The organism is Parabacteroides sp. AM17-47 (genome assembly GCF_003434625.1).
GTDB lineage: Bacteria > Bacteroidota > Bacteroidia > Bacteroidales > Tannerellaceae > Parabacteroides > Parabacteroides distasonis.
In genome coordinates, this window is the sequence record NZ_QTLI01000015.1 from 37,772 (window position 1) to 55,537 (window position 17,766).

16 protein-coding genes are annotated in these 17,766 nt (G+C 48.8%); 5 read left to right on the forward strand and 11 right to left on the reverse strand.

Translation table 11 applies throughout. The features are described from left to right. Nucleotides 1-4: 4 nt before the first annotated feature. Together DW205_RS13125 and DW205_RS13130 are read left to right on the forward strand one after the other, a co-directional pair. Nucleotides 5-1,765 (forward strand): RagB/SusD family nutrient uptake outer membrane protein, encoded by a 1,761-nt coding sequence (locus tag DW205_RS13125; RefSeq protein WP_005865626.1) that lies wholly within the window; start codon nucleotides 5-7, stop codon nucleotides 1,763-1,765. A 39-nt stretch (nucleotides 1,766-1,804) separates the two neighbouring features. Continuing rightward, on the forward strand, nucleotides 1,805-2,680 hold the full coding sequence (locus tag DW205_RS13130; RefSeq protein ID WP_005865624.1) for a hypothetical protein: 876 nt from the start codon (nucleotides 1,805-1,807) through the stop codon (nucleotides 2,678-2,680). 958 nt (nucleotides 2,681-3,638) lie between these two features. Here DW205_RS13130 and DW205_RS13140 read toward each other — a convergent pair. The 10 genes from DW205_RS13140 to DW205_RS13185 form a co-directional block, all read right to left on the reverse strand. Then, a complete protein-coding gene (locus tag DW205_RS13140) occupies nucleotides 3,639-4,214 on the reverse strand; it encodes a uracil-DNA glycosylase family protein (protein WP_005865622.1) in 576 nt (191 codons plus the stop codon). Beyond that, complete coding sequence (locus tag DW205_RS13145) at nucleotides 4,211-4,852, reverse strand: hypothetical protein (RefSeq protein ID WP_005865620.1); 642 nt, start codon at nucleotides 4,850-4,852, stop codon at nucleotides 4,211-4,213. The genes DW205_RS13140 and DW205_RS13145 overlap by 4 nt, the downstream gene beginning before the upstream one ends. 63 nt (nucleotides 4,853-4,915) lie before the next feature. Next, entirely contained in the window at nucleotides 4,916-5,578 is a 663-nt protein-coding gene (locus DW205_RS13150) for an MgtC/SapB family protein (protein ID WP_005855247.1), read from the reverse strand. Nucleotides 5,579-5,621: 43 nt separating this feature from the next. Beyond that, the gene (gene murQ / locus DW205_RS13155; RefSeq protein WP_005855245.1) at nucleotides 5,622-6,452 is read right to left on the reverse strand and encodes an N-acetylmuramic acid 6-phosphate etherase; all 831 of its coding nucleotides are present in this window, start codon (nucleotides 6,450-6,452) and stop codon (nucleotides 5,622-5,624) included. A 3-nt stretch (nucleotides 6,453-6,455) separates the two neighbouring features. Next, nucleotides 6,456-7,310 carry an ATPase gene (locus tag DW205_RS13160; RefSeq protein ID WP_005865617.1) on the reverse strand — a complete coding sequence of 285 codons (855 nt, stop codon included), beginning with the start codon at nucleotides 7,308-7,310 and terminating at the stop codon, nucleotides 6,456-6,458. A gap of 7 nt (nucleotides 7,311-7,317) precedes the next feature. Next, on the reverse strand, nucleotides 7,318-8,745 hold the full coding sequence (nhaD, locus tag DW205_RS13165; protein WP_005865615.1) for a sodium:proton antiporter NhaD: 1,428 nt from the start codon (nucleotides 8,743-8,745) through the stop codon (nucleotides 7,318-7,320). Between the two features lie 168 nt (nucleotides 8,746-8,913). After that, complete coding sequence (locus DW205_RS13170) at nucleotides 8,914-9,438, reverse strand: biotin/lipoyl-containing protein (RefSeq protein ID WP_029257277.1); 525 nt, start codon at nucleotides 9,436-9,438, stop codon at nucleotides 8,914-8,916. Between the two features lie 17 nt (nucleotides 9,439-9,455). Next, nucleotides 9,456-10,967, reverse strand: a complete 1,512-nt coding sequence (gene accC / locus DW205_RS13175; protein WP_005865613.1) for an acetyl-CoA carboxylase biotin carboxylase subunit — start codon at nucleotides 10,965-10,967, stop codon at nucleotides 9,456-9,458. Between the two features lie 12 nt (nucleotides 10,968-10,979). Continuing rightward, a complete protein-coding gene (locus tag DW205_RS13180) occupies nucleotides 10,980-12,524 on the reverse strand; it encodes an acyl-CoA carboxylase subunit beta (protein ID WP_005865611.1) in 1,545 nt (514 codons plus the stop codon). A gap of 141 nt (nucleotides 12,525-12,665) precedes the next feature. Beyond that, a complete protein-coding gene (locus tag DW205_RS13185) occupies nucleotides 12,666-13,499 on the reverse strand; it encodes a phospholipase A (protein ID WP_005855233.1) in 834 nt (277 codons plus the stop codon). 154 nt (nucleotides 13,500-13,653) lie between these two features. Here DW205_RS13185 and DW205_RS13190 point away from each other — a divergent pair, with 154 nt between their 5' ends. Continuing rightward, a complete protein-coding gene (locus DW205_RS13190; protein ID WP_005865609.1) occupies nucleotides 13,654-15,462 on the forward strand; it encodes a MutS family DNA mismatch repair protein in 1,809 nt (602 codons plus the stop codon). A 59-nt stretch (nucleotides 15,463-15,521) separates the two neighbouring features. On the opposite strand, the gene DW205_RS13195 is transcribed toward DW205_RS13190, so the two are convergent. After that, a complete protein-coding gene (locus DW205_RS13195; protein ID WP_005865607.1) occupies nucleotides 15,522-16,313 on the reverse strand; it encodes a M48 family metallopeptidase in 792 nt (263 codons plus the stop codon). Nucleotides 16,314-16,694: 381 nt separating this feature from the next. Between DW205_RS13195 and DW205_RS13200 the strand changes: the two genes are divergently transcribed. Continuing rightward, complete coding sequence (locus DW205_RS13200; RefSeq protein WP_005865605.1) at nucleotides 16,695-17,135, forward strand: arginine repressor; 441 nt, start codon at nucleotides 16,695-16,697, stop codon at nucleotides 17,133-17,135. Between the two features lie 28 nt (nucleotides 17,136-17,163). After that, a complete protein-coding gene (locus tag DW205_RS13205) occupies nucleotides 17,164-17,757 on the forward strand; it encodes a GNAT family N-acetyltransferase (RefSeq protein WP_005865603.1) in 594 nt (197 codons plus the stop codon). Nucleotides 17,758-17,766 lie beyond the last annotated feature (9 nt).

The following is a 17,766-nucleotide window of genomic DNA, read 5'->3' on the forward strand; positions in this document are numbered from 1 at the left end:
CAAGATGAAAAAAACAATATATTTAATCGGTATTGCGGCCTCGATCATGGGGGGAATCACCTCTTGTACGCTGGATGCCGAGGATTACGTAACAAAAAGTAGCGAGAACTTTCCCGCTACGACCGAGGATGCCACACAAGCGTTAGCCGGTATCTATCAGAACTTGAACCAAGTGTCCGCCACACCTGAGTGCTCTTTCCTTTATGCCGCTATGCTGGCCAGCGACGATTGTCTAGGGGGCGGAGGTCCAAACGACTTGCATATGCAATCTCTGGATATGTTGCTGAACTCCAAGCAAGACATGACCCAACAATTCTGGAAAGACCGTTACCAAGGTATTAACCGTGCGAACTCCTTGCTGGATGGTATTGAAAATATCCAACTGGCAGAATCCGACAAGAACCAGATAGAGGGAGAAGCGAAATTCCTACGCGCTTTCTATTATTACGAGCTGGCCTCCATGTACGGTCGTGTTCCTCTCACTATCACCTCACAATCCGTTGAGCCAAGCCAACCGACCGCCGCTGAGCTATGGGGACAAATCCTACAAGACCTGCGTGATGCAGCGGAAATTATGCCCGCCACTCGCAAGACGGACGGACATGTCGATAAATACACCGCCGAAGCCATGTTGGGCCGTGCTTGGTTATTCTATACAGGCATGTATTGCAATGGCGAGGATTTGGCCGCGCTTACCAGCACCACTTACTCACCGTTGACTTCCGTGGCTTTGCCCGACGGTTCCACACTGACGAAAGACCAAGTGATCGGCTACATCGACGATTGCGTGAACAATTCTGGTTACTCGCTGGTCACGTCGGACTTCCGCAACCTTTGGGCCTATACAAACCGGTTTACGGTAGAAGATTACGACTATACCACCGGACAGGGCCTGAAATGGGTGGAAGATGACAACGCCGTGAATCCGGAGACTTTGTTCGCTATCAAATACAACAAATTAGCCGACTGGAGCACAAGCATTGGTTACGCGAATAACTTCGCCCTACACTTCGGCGTACGCGGCATGGCAGGCGTGGCCGAGTCCTTCCCCTTCGGGCAAGGCTGGGGAGCAGGACCCGCCGCCCCGAACCTCGTAAGCGATTGGAAAAGTTCCGAGCCTAACGACAAACGCCGTGACGCCTCCATTTCGGATTGCGCCGCTTGGACCGAGCAAGGATGGGCATTCGGCGGCGGTGGTGAGTTTATCCAAGAGACCGGATACCTCTCCAAGAAGTGGCTCCCTGTTGCCGCTAAAAATGGAGACACGTACTCCGTATGCTTCGAGAACCTAATGTACGGGACTGACGGCTGGGCACAGGGTTCCGAGAATTTACAGCTGAACAATATCCACGACCTTGTGCTTATCCGTTTCGCCGATGTATTACTAATGCAATCCGAGCTGAAAGAGAACACGGACGGAATCAACCGGGTTCGAGAGAGAGCAGGCTTGAGCCCCATCTCGTCTTACTCACTCCAAGCCCTGCAAAACGAACGTCGTTGGGAACTCGCTTTTGAGAGTATCCGCTGGAATGATATCCGTCGCTGGCACATAGCCGCCGCCGCATTGGAAAAGCAGACCAACGTGAAGATATACACCAATGGCCAAGAGGACTCTAACAAAGCCCACGGAGGTGGCTACGCCACACGATATAACGCTACCGCCGGATTCTTCAAGATACCGGAGAGCGAGGTGGATATGTCGAACGGCAGCATCACCCAGAACGCCGGTTGGGAAGGTTCAGACAGCCAATATAACCGATGGTAAAAACGATTTCAATAAGGTCAAACTTTTAATTAGAAAATCATGAAGAAATATAGTATAGTTATCTCACTTTTCGCGATGCTCCTCACCGCCTGCGATCCTACGGTAGAGGAAGAAGGCTCCATAGCAGCGAGTATGACTGAAGCGCAATTGGAACAGGCCGCTACCCTAATGCAAACGGTAGAAGGTCAAAACAAATTTACATACGCTACAAATCCATCCACGACCGTACAGATACTTGATCCCTCAGGAAATATCCTGACCACTGGAACAAGTGGATCGTTTGACTTAACTCCCGGTGGAGAGGAGTCTCAAACGTTCACGATTCGTACCATAAATCAAGATGGCAGCATCACCTCTTTTCAAAAGACTTTCAGCATCACGACTTACGTAGATGTAGACCCGGCATGGGCATATCTCTGTGGAGATGGAGAGAAGGTTTGGACATACGATTCCGAGGTTTTAGGAGGCTGTTGGGGTAACCTTGGTTATAAAGCCGCTTCTAACGCAGAAGACTTCATTACGAACAAGAACGGCATCTGGTGGACTTGCGCACCCGCAGATCTTACCGGACAATTAGAGGGTCTAAAAGTTCCAGCTACAGGCGAGGAAACTCCGGACGCTTACATGACCTTCATCCTGAGCGGCAAGAAAATCGTGAAGAACACGGGATCCCAAACGATCAACGAAGGAACTTTCTCCTTTGATATGACGGCCAGTGATTCTTGGGAAATCGGCAAGCTATACACATCCGAGGGAGCAATCTTATTCCCTTACATGATCAATGGAAACGGTTATAAACCGACAGAGTTCGATATCATGCTTCTGAACGACAAGAACCTTGTTTTAACCTACGCCGCCTCCGGTACGGCACAATGGGGTGAGGCTACTTTCTGGGCCTTCAAGGCGAAGGAATAAACTAATAATTTAGGGAATAAGGATCCCCCTATTCCCTAGTTATTCATGCATAAAATAAAAAGGAGGCGGGCCATACATAAGGTATCCGCCTCTTTTTATATCATGTCCACTCTCCAGCAAATATCCTTCCGTCAACCCAACCGGTCTCTCGCCATCTTTTTGATTTCCATAGAGCATTTACCTTGACACACCTATTTTCCAAACCTAGCAAACTAGCGAGAAAGAGGTAGCAAGAAGTGCCCCTTTTTGTTAAAATAGAGCGTTTTTCACACACGATAGGTGGCGGAAGCCTACGCAACTGGTCGTGTTAGGCTACGCCAATACTGCCGTTGGGCATCGTAAGTAGTCAAGAATAGGGTTATGAGTAGTCGCAAATGGGCATTCTTACCCTGTTATAACCCTATTGTAGCACCGTTTTTCTTCCCTTCCTGCCCCCAAAACATGAAATACGATGAATAAATCCCGCTAGAATAAAAGGCCGTTTTCCAGCATTGCCCTATCAACCAATCGATTGTCGCTTTTTTCTTTCGTTTTCGGGAGCATACCGCATCTTTGCCCGAAAGAATCGATTCTCCGGGACTTAAATTTACAAACTGTCACTTTGCTAAAAGACGCAAGACAAGGAGATGTCAAGTATCCGTGAAAGATGATACATCTTACAACGGTAAGATCATACATCCTACAACAGTAAGATCATACATCTTACGGCGATAAGATGCTACAACTGTACCTTACTGGAAATAAGTTCGTGCATTAAACTCCATAATCGGACGTTTTAAACTGAATAACGTCGCAAATATCGCAGCGTTTCTCCTGTTCTAATGTCGCATCAAGTACTTAAAATATGTATATACACGAAAGAGATAATTGGACATCATTCAGATAGGACGTTTCCGAGCTTACCGCACTCCTTGAAGAGGTGGGGCGTAAACAAGGAATGCTGTATGGCAGACTTGCCTCACACCATCCCCAAAGTCTCGAACATCCCCCGGTAAATAGCGGCCTTCTCCTCCAACGGCCTCGGATAAGCTCTAGAGGATGAAGGCATACGGAACAGCCTCATCGTCCTTCCCATACAAGAAAATTCCGACGAGAAGCCCACTTTCGGCTCCTCCGTGCCGGGCAATACGGAGAGGAGAGTATCCATCGCTTTCTGCCCGGTTACCACGATCGCCACGCATTCCGGTATCTGGGACAAGACCTTTTCCGGATCGATCGGCCGTACCACCTCAAGGAACTTATCGGAGGCGTTCGCTTTCAAGCGGATCACCTCCATGGCGGTATCACCGATCCCGATCCCCTTCTCCCGGCAGAAAGCCTTCGCCTTCTCCTCGCTGAACGCCTTCTTGTCTCGCAGGAACGCATCCTTGTTCCCATAGAAAATCAAGCCAAGGATGCGCCACATATCATTCTGGATATTCGGGTAATAAAAATCCATGCTCCAACGAGCTTTTGGAGGCGGGAAACTTCCCAGCATCAGCAATCTCGTATTCTCCGGGAGGAAGAAACCTAGCGGATGCAGCTCGGTGGTCATGCTTCCTTGTTCTTTTTGAGTTCCTTCTTCTGGTCCTCTTTCGCCAGAAGCACGACGTTATACACGAAGTCCGTGATCCATTGCTCGGAGTAGCCTAGTTTCTCGGCATACTTACGCACGCTCCACGCGGCCTTCTGCACGCTGATATCCTTCCACTCGGACTTGGTCAAGATTTCGTGAACCGTCTTCGTCGTCATATTATACAGCAACTTCTTCACCAGCATGGAGAAGCGGAACTTCCACTGCATCAGATTACCAAGCAAGTTGAACAAGTCATTGCAGAAACCTTGGAACATGAAGAAATACGTCTTGATATCGTTCTGGTTCTTGCAGTTCTTCTTCACCGAGCTGTCGATCTCCTTGAAGAAAGCCTCGCTTAGGCCGTAATCCTCCATCAACACCTTGCGCACACGGGATTTCTCGGCGACACCCAATTTGTTATTCTGGGTCGGTATCTTCAACATGCGTTTGAACAAAGCCATATCGGCGAGCATGTTCAAGTTGGTGATACCCAAGTTCACAGCCATAACGGCTTGATAATATACACGGATTAAAGATACGAACTCCTCCACGGAACCTTTGCCGGCCTCTTCCGCCTCAGATACGTTCTTCTTGAATAGCTTAGAAATAAAATTCATCGTACGATTATTAAATAGTTTCGAGCCGCGAATATACGAAAACTTACCGCCAATGCAGAATAACTATTCAATTCTCTCCACCGTAACCTCCGGAAATTGCTCCATCAATAGCAACAGTGGACTTTCCTCCGTGTTTTTACGGGCCTTCAACACGATGCTGACGACGTACTCGTCCTTCTCCTGATGCCCCAGTCTTTTCATGTCATAGCTTACCAGCAGGAAACCTTTCTCGTAGATAACACGGGCGATCCGGTTGATCGCCTCCTTGTCGGAGGTAGAGAATACCACCAAGGAACTTCGCATCCCAATGCTTTTAAAAATAACGCTCAACAGCTCCAGCCCGGCGAGCGTCAACAAAGTGGCGGCGATACCGAGCCCGTACATGCCTGAGCCGACGGCCAGACCGATACCGGCGGTCGCCCAGATACCGGCGGCGGTAGTCAATCCCCGCACGAATTGTTTCTGGATGATGATCGTACCCGCCCCGATGAAACCGATGCCACTCACCACTTGGGCGGCCACACGGCTCGGATCGAGACTTACGCTATTCTCTAGGATGACATCTTGGAAGCCATATTGGGAGACAACCATGATCAACGCGCTACCCAACGAAACAAGGAAGTGAGTCCGGTAACCCGCCTCCTTCGCACGGTACTCACGGTCTAGCCCGACAACGGCGCCCAGAATACCTGCCACGAAAAGTCTTAGTATGAAATCCCACATCATAATCAACGATCTTTTAGGTTTTACCCCGAAAGATAGGAATTATTTATTGATTCAGCCGCCATTCACGGTGATAAGAATCGATCGCCTCCCGGACGGAGCCATGTAGGAGCAGGAGATTCTTGCTCTGCTCGTAATCCAGACGAAGCTCTTCCATGATCATACGGGTGCCACGATCCACCAATTTTTGGTTGGTCAGTTGCATGTTCACCATCCGGTTCCCCTTCACCCGGCCAAGCTTGATCATCGTGGAGGTCGTGATCATATTCAGCACCATCTTCTGGGCCGTACCGCTCTTCATCCGCGTACTTCCGGTGACGAACTCCGGACCTACTACCGGCTCGATGGCGATCTCCGCCTCCGCCGCCATCGGGGAGTCCGGGTTGCAGGAGATAGAGGCCGTCAGGATTCCCTCGGAGCGTGCCTTACGCAGGGCGCCAATCACGTAGGGAGTCGTACCCGAGGCGGCTATCCCCACCAAGGTATCGTTCGTATTGATATGATATTGTTGAAGTTCCTCCCAAGCCTTATCCAGATCGTCTTCCGCCGACTCCACTGGATTCCGGAGCGCCCGGTCACCGCCGGCGATCAAACCGATCACCAAGGTATTCGGCATACCGTACGTGGGAGGGATCTCGGAGGCGTCCAAGACACCCAAGCGACCACTCGTACCCGCCCCGATATAGAAGAGCCTGCCGCCTCTCCGCATCCGCTCTACGATACGGGTTACCAGCTTCTCGATCTTCGGGATCTCCCGGCCAACGGCGATCGCCACTTTCCGGTCCTCGTTATTGATGCCTTCCAGCAACTCCCGGACAGACATCTGATCCAGATTATCGTACAACGATTCCGACTCGGTTATCTTTTGAAATGCCATAACTCATTCATTTTTTTCTTCGTTCGTAAAATGATACCGGATCAATCCGTTCATGGGAGCCTGTACGACCGTACCGACCTTCAAGTCTAAGGATAAGGCCGCAGCTTTCAATACCTCCTGATAATAATAGGCGATAGAGCCTACGAAATGAATCGGGTACGTATCAGCTCCCGGATATAACGCCACGTTACGGAGGAAAAAGCTACGGAAACTCGTATAGACCAAATTATAAATCGGTTGCTCGGTGATATTCTCCAACAAGAAACGGGATAAGGTAGCCAAGAAACGATTCGGGAAAGGTTGTTTATATACCCGCTCCAACAATAAGGCGGGCGTCAACTCATATTGATCCATAAACTTCTGAACCAAAGGCGCCGGCAACTGACGCTTCAAGCAATCCCCTACCAATAACTTCCCGAGCACGGCGCCACTACCCTCATCCCCCAGAATGAATCCCAAGGGAGAGATATGCTCCGTTATCTCCGTCCCGTCATACAGACAAGAATTCGATCCCGTCCCCAATATACAGGCGATTCCCGGACGGCTCCCGCATAAGGCACGAGCAGCCGCCATCAAGTCACTATACACCTCTATGGGAGCCGGGATATAAGGCGTAATCGCCTCTTCCACGATCCGGTTCTTCTCCGGGAAGGCGCAACCGGCGCCATAGAAGTAAATGGCATCGATCCGCTCACCCCTCAACGCAGGCAATAAGGCACCCCGGATTTCTCCGGCAATCTCCTCCCGTGTCTGGAAATAAGGATTGGTACCCGCTGTCACGACCGTACGCACCGGTCTGCCTTGATCCGCCAGGCACCACTCCGTCTTTGTAGATCCGCTATCCGCAATTAATATCATATACTTATTATAATATCAAATTCTGGAGAATATATACCACCGCGCCGGACAAATATCCCGCCAAGGCCAACAGAGAGATATTCTTCAAGTACCAAATAAAATTGATCCGTTCCAAGCCCATCACGACGACTCCGGCGGCGGAACCGATGATCAACATACTTCCACCTACTCCTGCGCAATAAGCCAAGAACTGCCAGAACACGCCGTCTTGCATGAAGTTCGCCAGATAAGCCGGATCAGTCGCCGCAGCCACCATAGCGTCCGTAGCCACCGGGTACATACCGATAGCACCCGCTACCAACGGAACATTATCCACGATAGACGATAAGGCGCCGATAATCAGGTTCACCGCATACACATTGCCTACCGTATCGTCCAGCCAGAAAGCGAAATCCGACAATACGCCGCTGCAACGCAAGGCATCCACCGCCAAAAGGATTCCGAGGAAGAATAACAAGGTCGCCCCGTCTATACGGTGAACCACCTTGGACAAACGCAATTTCAAGTCCTCGTCGATCGGTTTACGGGCGTATAGCATCTCCGTATAGAACCAAAGAATACCCACTCCCATCAAGATACCCATAAACGGGGGAAGATGAGTAACCGTCTTGAATACAGGCACGAACAATAAACACAACACACCGATGATCAAGATCGATAACTTCTCCTTATCCTTCAATTTCTTCAGCAACTCATTGTCCGCCTCCATTTGCGAGAACGCGTTAGGGGGCGTCACGTTGCCATGCAAGAAACGCATGGCGATCAAGACCGGGATCAACGCCGATACGATACTCGGCAGGATCAAATGGGGGATCGTGGATGAGGTGGAGATATTTCCTCTTACCCAAAGCATGATCGTAGTCACGTCGCCGATCGGTGACCAAGCGCCACCGCTATTCGCCGCTATAATAATGATACTGCCGAACACCCACCGCTCTTTATAATTCCCGAGCAACTTACGGATCAGCATGATCATGACAATCGAGGTCGTAAGGTTGTCCAACACGGCCGACATAAAGAACGTGATCACGGCGATCAACGCCAGCAGTTTCTTCTTTTTCTTCGTGGTAATATGATTCGTGATAAACATGAAACCGCCATGGGCATCGATCAGCTCCACGGTTATCATCGCCCCGATCAGGAATATAAGCGTCTCGGCGATCTCTCCGATACTATCCAGAACCTGATGCTCCACGACGAACCGGGTACATTGTTCCTTAAACGTTAAAGAACCCAAAGAGGGGAACGATTCCAAGAACAAGCTGAATTCCTCTGCCGAGGCCCTCGGGATGAAAAACGGGGCCGCGTACGTGTACATAACCCATAAGATAGTACCAATAAGCAAAGCCGTTCCCGCCTTGTTTATCTTTAGAGGATGTTCCAATGCGATCATCAAATAACCGACAAGGAACACAATGACCATTGCTGTCAACATAACTTCATGATTTAGGTTTAAACGCTACAAATGTAGAAATAATAACTCTGTAACACGATAGAAAAACAGAATGTTTTTTAAGATAATTTTACCAAACATGCGAAAGGAACCGGACTACTCCGATTCCTTTCCTATTCTCTCGAGCGAAAACTATAACCCCGAGACAATTCACTCTACAACCAACATCTTATCACCCACGGAGACCTTGTCCGTCTCATTGACATACACCTCTTTCACCACTCCATCGATCGGCGTACGGATCTCGTTCTCCATCTTCATGGCAACCAATACGCAAAGCGGGTCTCCCGCCTTGACCTCATCGCCTACCTTGACATATACCTTCTGGATCACGCCCGGCATCTGGGCCTGTATGACCTGACGGCCGACCGTCTTGGAACTGGTTCTCGACAGGCGTAATTTCTTCAACTCGTCAATCACCTGTACTTGGAAATAATCACCTTTATTCTTTACCTCATAGGTGGAATCTCCAACACTGGATATTTGTACGCCATGAGATTTATGGTTCATGATGATCGAGTGGATCGTATCTCCGCCCAGATTGTAATCTACATCATAAACGGTACCGTTTACGGATACTTTCTTGATAGGCCCGTCTTCCAGAATCTCTACCTTGAACTCTGTGTCGGGAATATCGTTAACCGTGGCAAAATAAGTCGCTAAAGCCTTTGACATAATCATTCCTCCTCTCATTAAAAGTTATTGGCCAACATTTGTAACTTCCCGTAGTGCTTCCACAGGGACTCCCCTACCAGCGGAACGGTCGTCGCACGGGCGGCCGCCTCTTTCTCCTCCTCGTAATGCTTCAAGGCGGCGGCGATCACGGCGACGGTCGGGTCGCTGTTCTGGCGACGCTTCAAGTCTTCCTTATCGAACTTGGTGTCGATAAAGGTCGTATCGTAATTCCCCTTCAAGAAGGTCGCGTTATGCAACACACGCAGGTGGAACGGAATCGTTGTCTTGATTCCCAAGATCTTGTATTCCCGCAAGGCACGTATCATATTCGAGATGGCGGACTCACGGGTCCGGCCCCATGTGCAAAGCTTGGCGATCATCGGATCGTAATGCAAGGACACCTCGAAACCGGCGTAAGCGGCGCTATCCAGACGTACGTTACGTCCCTCGGGAGCCTCACGCACCTTGATCACGCCCGGAGAGGGCATAAAGTTATTTTCCGGGTCCTCCGCGTAGATACGGCATTCCAAGGCATGCCCCCGGCAAGCCACATCTTCCTGCTTATAAGGCAGACGATTTCCTGCGGCCACCAAGACCATATCGCGCACCAAGTCCACGCCCGTTGTCTCCTCCGTCACCAGATGCTCCACTTGAAGGCGGGTATTCATCTCGAGGAAATAGAAGTTCTGGTCCTTATCCATCATGAACTCCAACGTCCCGGCACTGTAGTAACCGATTTTCTTGCAAGCCTCCACCGCTACGGCCAACATCTTCTGGCGAGCGGCCTCCTTCACGAATGGAGAGGGCGCTTCCTCGATCACTTTCTGGTTACGGCGCTGGATAGAGCACTCACGCTCATACAGATGGATCACGTTCCCATATTTATCCCCGAGTACCTGCACCTCGATATGATGGGGGTTCTCGATATACTTCTCGATATAGATGGCGTCGTTTCCGAATGAGTTGGCAGCCTCGGAACGAGACATACGGAAAGCCGCTTCCATCTCATCCTCGCTATGTACCAAACGCATACCCTTTCCACCGCCTCCGGCAAGCGCCTTTAGCATAATCGGATAACCCACCTCGGCGGCTACTTTCTTGGCATCCTCTATGTCCGTCACCGGCTTTTCCGTTCCGGGTACAACCGGCACACCGGCTTCTTTCATGATCTTACGGGCCTCGGTCTTGATACCCATCTTCGCAATCACGTCGGCGCTCGGGCCGATAAAGATCACGCCCTCCTCCTCGCAACGACGAGCGAAGTCGGCGTTCTCCGACAAAAAACCGTAACCCGGATGAATGGCGGCTCCTGTCTTCTTGGCGATCTCAAGGATCAAGTCCGGCTTCAAGTAAGAGGTATCCGCTTCATCTTCCGAGATGCAGTAGGCTTCCTCCGCATAACGTACATGTAATGCTCCGCGATCCACATGCGTATAGATCGCTACGGTCGGGATGTTCATCACCCGGCAGGTGCGGAATATCCGCATCGCTATCTCGCCACGATTGGCTACTAATACTTTCTTTATCATAAGGATTCGTTTTTAAAGAGGAATATTGGAATGCTTCTTCGGAGGATTGGATTGCCGTTTGTTGGCCAGCAACTCAAAACTACGGATCAAGCGGCTGCGTGTGATAGACGGCTCGATGATCTCGTCTACATAGCCTAACTCAGCGGCCCGGTACGGGTTAGCGAACTTCTCCCGGTAATCGGCTTGCAATTCCTTCCGTTTGCCTTCGGGATCTTCCGCGGTCTTCAAATCCTTACGGAACAAGATATTCACGGCACCATCCGGTCCCATGACAGCGATCTCGGCGGTTGGATAAGCGAAGTTGATATCGCCCCGGATATGCTTGGAGCTCATCACGTCGTAAGCGCCACCGTAAGCCTTTCGGGTAATGACGGTCACTTTCGGCACGGTAGCCTCGCAATACGCATACAATAACTTAGCGCCATGACGGATAATTCCCTCGTACTCTTGGTTCACGCCCGGCAAGAAACCCGGTACATCCACCAGCGTCAACAACGGTATATTAAACGCATCGCAGAAACGGACGAAACGGGCGGCCTTTACGGACGCATTGATATCCAGCGTACCGGCCAACGCGGCAGGTTGATTCGCCACGACACCGATCGTCTTTCCATTCAAACGGATATAACCGATAATGATGTTCTTGGCATATTCCTCTTGTATCTCGAAGAAGTTTTGATCATCAGCCACGGAAAGGATCAACTCTTTCATGTCGTACGGCTGGTTGGGATTAGTAGGAACCAGCAGATCCAATTGCGGATCGATGCGGTTCGGGCTATCGGTAGTAGGAACGAATGGCGGCTCTTCCATATTATTATTCGGCAAGAACGACATCAACTCACGTATCTTCAAGATACAATCCATATCGTTATCCGCCGTGCAATGAGCCACTCCGGAACGGGTGCTATGCACTTCCGAGCCTCCCAGATTCTCCATCGTAACCTCTTCTTGCGTCACGCTTTTCACGACCTCCGGGCCGGTGATAAACATATAGCTCGTTTGTTTTACCATAAAGATAAAGTCCGTCAACGCCGGCGAGTAAACCGCTCCACCCGCACACGGGCCCATAATGGCGCTAATCTGCGGGATCACGCCCGAAGCCAACGAGTTCCGGAGGAATATCTCGGCGTATCCCGCCAAGGAACGAACTCCTTCTTGAATACGTGCGCCTCCCGAATCGTTCAACCCGATCACCGGAGCGCCTAGTTCCGTTGCCATGTCCATGATCTTACAGATCTTACGGGCATACGTCTCGGACAAGGCTCCACCGAATACCGTGAAGTCCTGAGCGAAAACAAATACCGTGCGTTGCCCGATCATTCCGTAACCGGTGACCACGCCATCCCCTAATGGACGCTGTTTTTCTAAACCGAACTCATGGCACGTATGTGTCACGAACTTGTCGATTTCCACGAAACTACCTTTTTCCAATAGTAGTTCGATTCTTTCTCTAGCGGTTAGTTTACCTGCCGCATGTTGCTTCGCAATGCGGTCTTCTCCGCCCCCTAACTCAGCTTTGTGGTTGAGAGCTTTTAATTTTTCAATTTTTTCCTTCATGGCGTATCTCTTTAATTATCCGGGAAACGTTCAATATATTAGAAAACAAAGTCTGTAAATGTATTGTTTCCTAAAGAAACGAAATGTATCATATATTACATCTATCGCCCGATCAATGAGATCTATCAAGAAGGATATTTTTTAGTAAATACTGAAATCTTGCGGCTTGATCACGAAACCGATCCGCAGCATGCTTTTGTATTGATTGTATTCCAAAAGGTTCTCACCGTAACCATTATAATATTGCAGGAAGAAATATTGGTTCTCGTTATTATTAAACTTATAGCTCAACTCGATCTGAGTGTTAAAGCTGAACCAAGTCTTTCGTTTGGTCAAGATAACCCCGCAGTTAAAGCGCCTGTTGTCTGTCCGGTAATTGGCGGCTACTTGGAATATACCATTATATTTAAGGATGTCTTTATTTTCCTTACCGTCCACGATCGGTATCCAGCCCTTGAATTGAACTTCCCAGTTCTTATTCAACAGGACAGCCGCCGCTAGGGTGATCTTGTTCCAACTTCGGGAGAAGATGCTATCTTTACCGTTCGACTCGTGCTCGACCATCAAATAGCCTTTCCCGATATATTTATTCTTATGCACGATAAGGTGCCCCAAACCGATACCCGGATTAAAATTCAAGTCGCGCATCGGCAAGGACTCTTGAAAGACATTCCAAAAAGCCTTTTGCGTGTATTGCAAGAAAAGATAGGTATCGAAGGGGAGTTTACTTTTCGTAAGACGCTGGGCGATGCTCAACTGGAATTTAACGTCGGAGTTTCTCGCCGTAGGCTTGTTGCCGATAGGGATACCGCCAATAAAATAATTGTCCTTGAATAAGGTAAAATAAGGTGACTTATCCAAAATCGCACGAATACTATCCGCATTATAACTCTCTTCCGGCCCTTTCGCTAAAACTTGCGAATGTGCCATACCGCAAACAAGAAGGAAGAGAAAGGATATAATCGTTTTTTTCATAAATGATCTTAAATTATAAATATGTCCGCGAATATAGGGGAAACGGCAGTTGGCTTTATCGCCCAAATTACATGAATAATGGTCATTTCACCTATGAATATAATATATAAACCAAAATTCAAGAGGTTAGTTCATTTTTCCTATATTCGCGGCTATGGAAGAAATCTATAGTTATTACAAAGAAAATATCGACGCTTATACACGGCGCTTGGGTAATTTGAAAAAGAAGATCCATTTGATGGGGAGTATCCGGTTGGCTTTAGTGGTGGGAGCGATCCTCTCCTTATGGATATTCAGGGATGAGAGTTGGCAATGGCTGACGGGGATCACCTTCGCTTATATCATCCCGTTTGCGCTCCTGATGTGGTACCATAATAAAATGTACGCACGAAAAGTATACGCCGAGACCTTGATTAAACTAAACGAGGATGAGCTAAAAGGACTGGACTATGATTTCAGCGCGTTCGATGGGGCGGCCGATAAGATCTCGGGCGAGCACTCTTTCTGCTTGGATCTGGATGTGTTTGGAGACCGCTCCTTATTTCAATCGCTCAATCGTACCGTAACCGGGTTCGGGCGGGAACGACTGGCCAGTTGGCTCTCGAATCCCTTGACGGATAAGAAGGAGATCGTCAAACGGCAAGAGGCTGTCAAGGAATTAGCGGCTTTATCCGCCTTACGGCAGCATTTCTATGTGACGGGAATCATCCGGCAGGACACGCAAGATACGAGAGACAACGATATCAACTTTATGGACCGACTCACTCGGCGTAAGCATAAATTCGTTGATAGCCTACCGTGGAAACTATTGATCTGGGCGGTCCCAGTGTTGTGGATCGTATTGGGTATCGCTTACTCGCTGGATTGGATCAGCGGGAGTTTATTGAATATTTATTTCTTAATCACGTTAGTGATCGCTTACGGACGAGCCAAGGAAATCAATGCGCTTTACGCGACCGTCAATAAGATGGAGTCTATTTTCAATCGGTACTCAAAGCTGATGCAATGTGTGGAAGAAGATAATTTCCAGTCGGAAGAGCTGAAAGAGATCAGCGGGCAATTAGCGAATGAGAAGGAATTGGCCTCGCATGCTATCAAACGCTTGTCGTCGTATATCGGAGGATTAGACCAACGATTCAGTTTGGCGGGTATCATTTTCAATCTCTTCTACTTGCGGGATACACGCCATGCCATCCTTTTGGAACGCTGGATTCAGACTTACTCCGATAAACTTCCGCTTTGGTTCGACGCGCTGGCTCGTTTCGACGCGCTGAACTCGTTGGGTGGTTTCGCTTTCAACCATCCGGAATACATCTATCCGGAGATCGCCGACACTTATTTCCAGATGGAAGGCAAGGCTTTGGGACATCCTCTTTTGAACCGGGATGTCTGCGTAAAGAACGATATCGATATCCGCAAAAGTCCTTGGTTCCTGATTATCACCGGAGCGAATATGGCCGGAAAAAGTACATACCTCCGGACGATCGGTGTCAATTACTTATTGGCTTGCGTAGGCGCTCCGGTCTGTGCCGCCTCCTTGACGGTTTATCCCGCCCACATGGTTACCAGCTTGCGTACCTCGGATTCCTTGGCTAGCAACGAGTCTTATTTCTTCGCGGAGTTGAAACGGCTGAAAATGATTATCGACAGGCTGCAAAACGGGGAGAAGCTATTTATCATCTTGGACGAGATCTTGAAGGGAACAAATTCTATCGACAAGCAGAAAGGCTCTCTTGCCCTTATGAAACAGCTGGTCGCTTATAAGGCTTGCGGCATCATCGCCACCCACGATTTAGTGTTGGGTACTTTGGAGGAAGAGTTCCCGGAACAAATAAAGAATTACCGCTTCGAAGCGGATATAAAAGACGAGGAGCTATCCTTCTCTTATCAACTAAGAGAAGGGATAGCCCAGAATATGAATGCTTGTTTCTTAATGAACAAGATGGGAATCTTGTTTAATTGAAAATTGAGAATTGAAAATTGAGACAAGTGGTAAAATAGCTGTCACTTGTCAACTGTCAACTACTTTTTGTATTTGGTTTTGATTGCGGGTAGGACTTTTTGGATTTCCGCTATACGAGTGGCATCACTGGGGTGCGTACTCATAAATTCCGGCGTAGAGCCACTCTTTCCGGCGGACATCTTTTGCCAGAAGTTGACTGCCACGTCCGGATTGTATCCCGCCATAGTCATGAATACCAATCCCATATAATCCGCTTCCGACTCGTGCTTACGGGAGAAAGGAAGCATTACGCCATACTGCGCTCCCACACCATATACTGTATTGGCCGCTTGCTGTACCGCCGCGCTCTTATTGCTTACAGCCGCACCTAAAATAGCCGCCCCGTATTGGGCCATTAGTTGCTGGCTCATACGCTCATTGCTGTGTTTAGCTACGGCATGGGCGACCTCATGCCCGATGACCACCGCCAATTCATCGTCCGAGGAAACTAAAGGCAGCAATCCCTCGTACACCACGATCTTGCCTCCCGGCATACAGAAGGCGTTCACCTGCGGATCATTCACCAAATTAAACTCCCAAGAGAAGTTTTTTACCTCATCCGCCATCCCGTTCGCCCGCAAATAGTCCTCCGTAGCGGCGGCTATCCTCTTTCCGACCCGGGTTACCATAGCGCTCTTGTTCGCGTTCGTCGACTTCTTCGCCGTCTTTATATAATCGTTGTACTGGGTAAGGCTGGACGATAACACCTCTTGGTCCGAAACCAACAACACTTGCTTACGTCCTGTCAACGGTACGCTGGAACAGCCTGCCAATAAAAGCAAGGCCACGAATAAACTTGCTATTTTTCTCATATCCTTTTACTTGAAATTAAACCTGATACTCTCTTTTTAATAACGCAAAGATACTACCATTTTGTTCAAAACGAGCACCCCCTTTCGTTCTTTCTATAGGGAGTATTAGCCTTTTCTTTGAATGACATTCATCATCTACCATCCATTGCATGATCATCCACCAATTGGTACATGATCTTCTAACAGCTGTTGCATGATCCTCCAACGGCTGATAAAAGATGAATATAAATAGATGAAATGCCTAACACTTACAGTGATTAAACCTAAGCTAAGCAGGAAAATCCCTTACCCCCTACTTATATCAGAAAAAAAAGCCCTTGATTGTATATTTATTCAACAATACTCTTTATATTTGCAGCCTGTTTTGCATAAATATACAACATGAGTACAAAGAAGGAACGATTGGATGCCATTTGCGGTATTATACAGACGAAAGTGATAAGTAATCAAGAAGAACTGCTTAAAGAACTGGAAGATAGCGGATTCTCGGTTACGCAAGCTACGCTTTCCCGCGACATCAAGCAACTGAAAGTAGCCAAGGTACACGACGGAACCGGAGATTATGTATATCGCCTTCCCGAAGAGAGTATAAGCAAACAAGCACAGCCTGAAGGCAAGAAAAAGCCGAATATCGAGTTTTCCGGAAACTTGGCGGTGGTGAAGACACGACCGGGTTACGCCATGGGAATTGCCTCGGACATAGACTCCCATGCCCCCAGCGAGATACTGGCCACCATAGCCGGAGACGATACGATCTTGGTAATCCCCCGCAACGGTGTGAGCCAAGAGAAGGTGATTGCCGCTTTATCACATTTTATATAAAAGGAAAAAACTAAGAACAAACAATAAAATGGAACAAGAAATAGAAATTGATGTTATGATCGCTGATGCCTCTCACGAGGTATATGTGGATACGATCCTAGATACGATCGAGTCTGCCGCTAAAGTCCGGGGCACGGGTATCGCCAAACGTACGCACGAGTATGTGGCCCAGAAGATGAAAGAGGGCAAAGCGGTGATCGCCTTGGCGGGAAACGAGTTCGCCGGGTTTAGTTATATCGAGTCATGGGGAAACAAGCAGTACGTGACTACCTCCGGCTTGATCGTACATCCGAATTTCCGGGGCTTGGGTATCGCGAAACGCATCAAAGACATGACTTTCCAACTTGCCCGCATGCGCTGGCCGAAAGCGAAGATATTCAGCCTTACCTCCGGCGCTGCCGTGATGAAGATGAATACCGAGCTGGGATATGTACCGGTTACGTTCTCCGACTTGACGGACGATGAGGCTTTCTGGCGAGGTTGCAACGGTTGCGTGAACCACGATATCTTGGAACGCACCGAACGTAAGTATTGCATCTGCACGGCCATGCTGTTCGACCCGGCCGATCCGCATCGTGCGCAACGAGAGCGGGAGGCCCGTAATCAGACTAAAAAGGACTAAATTAATACG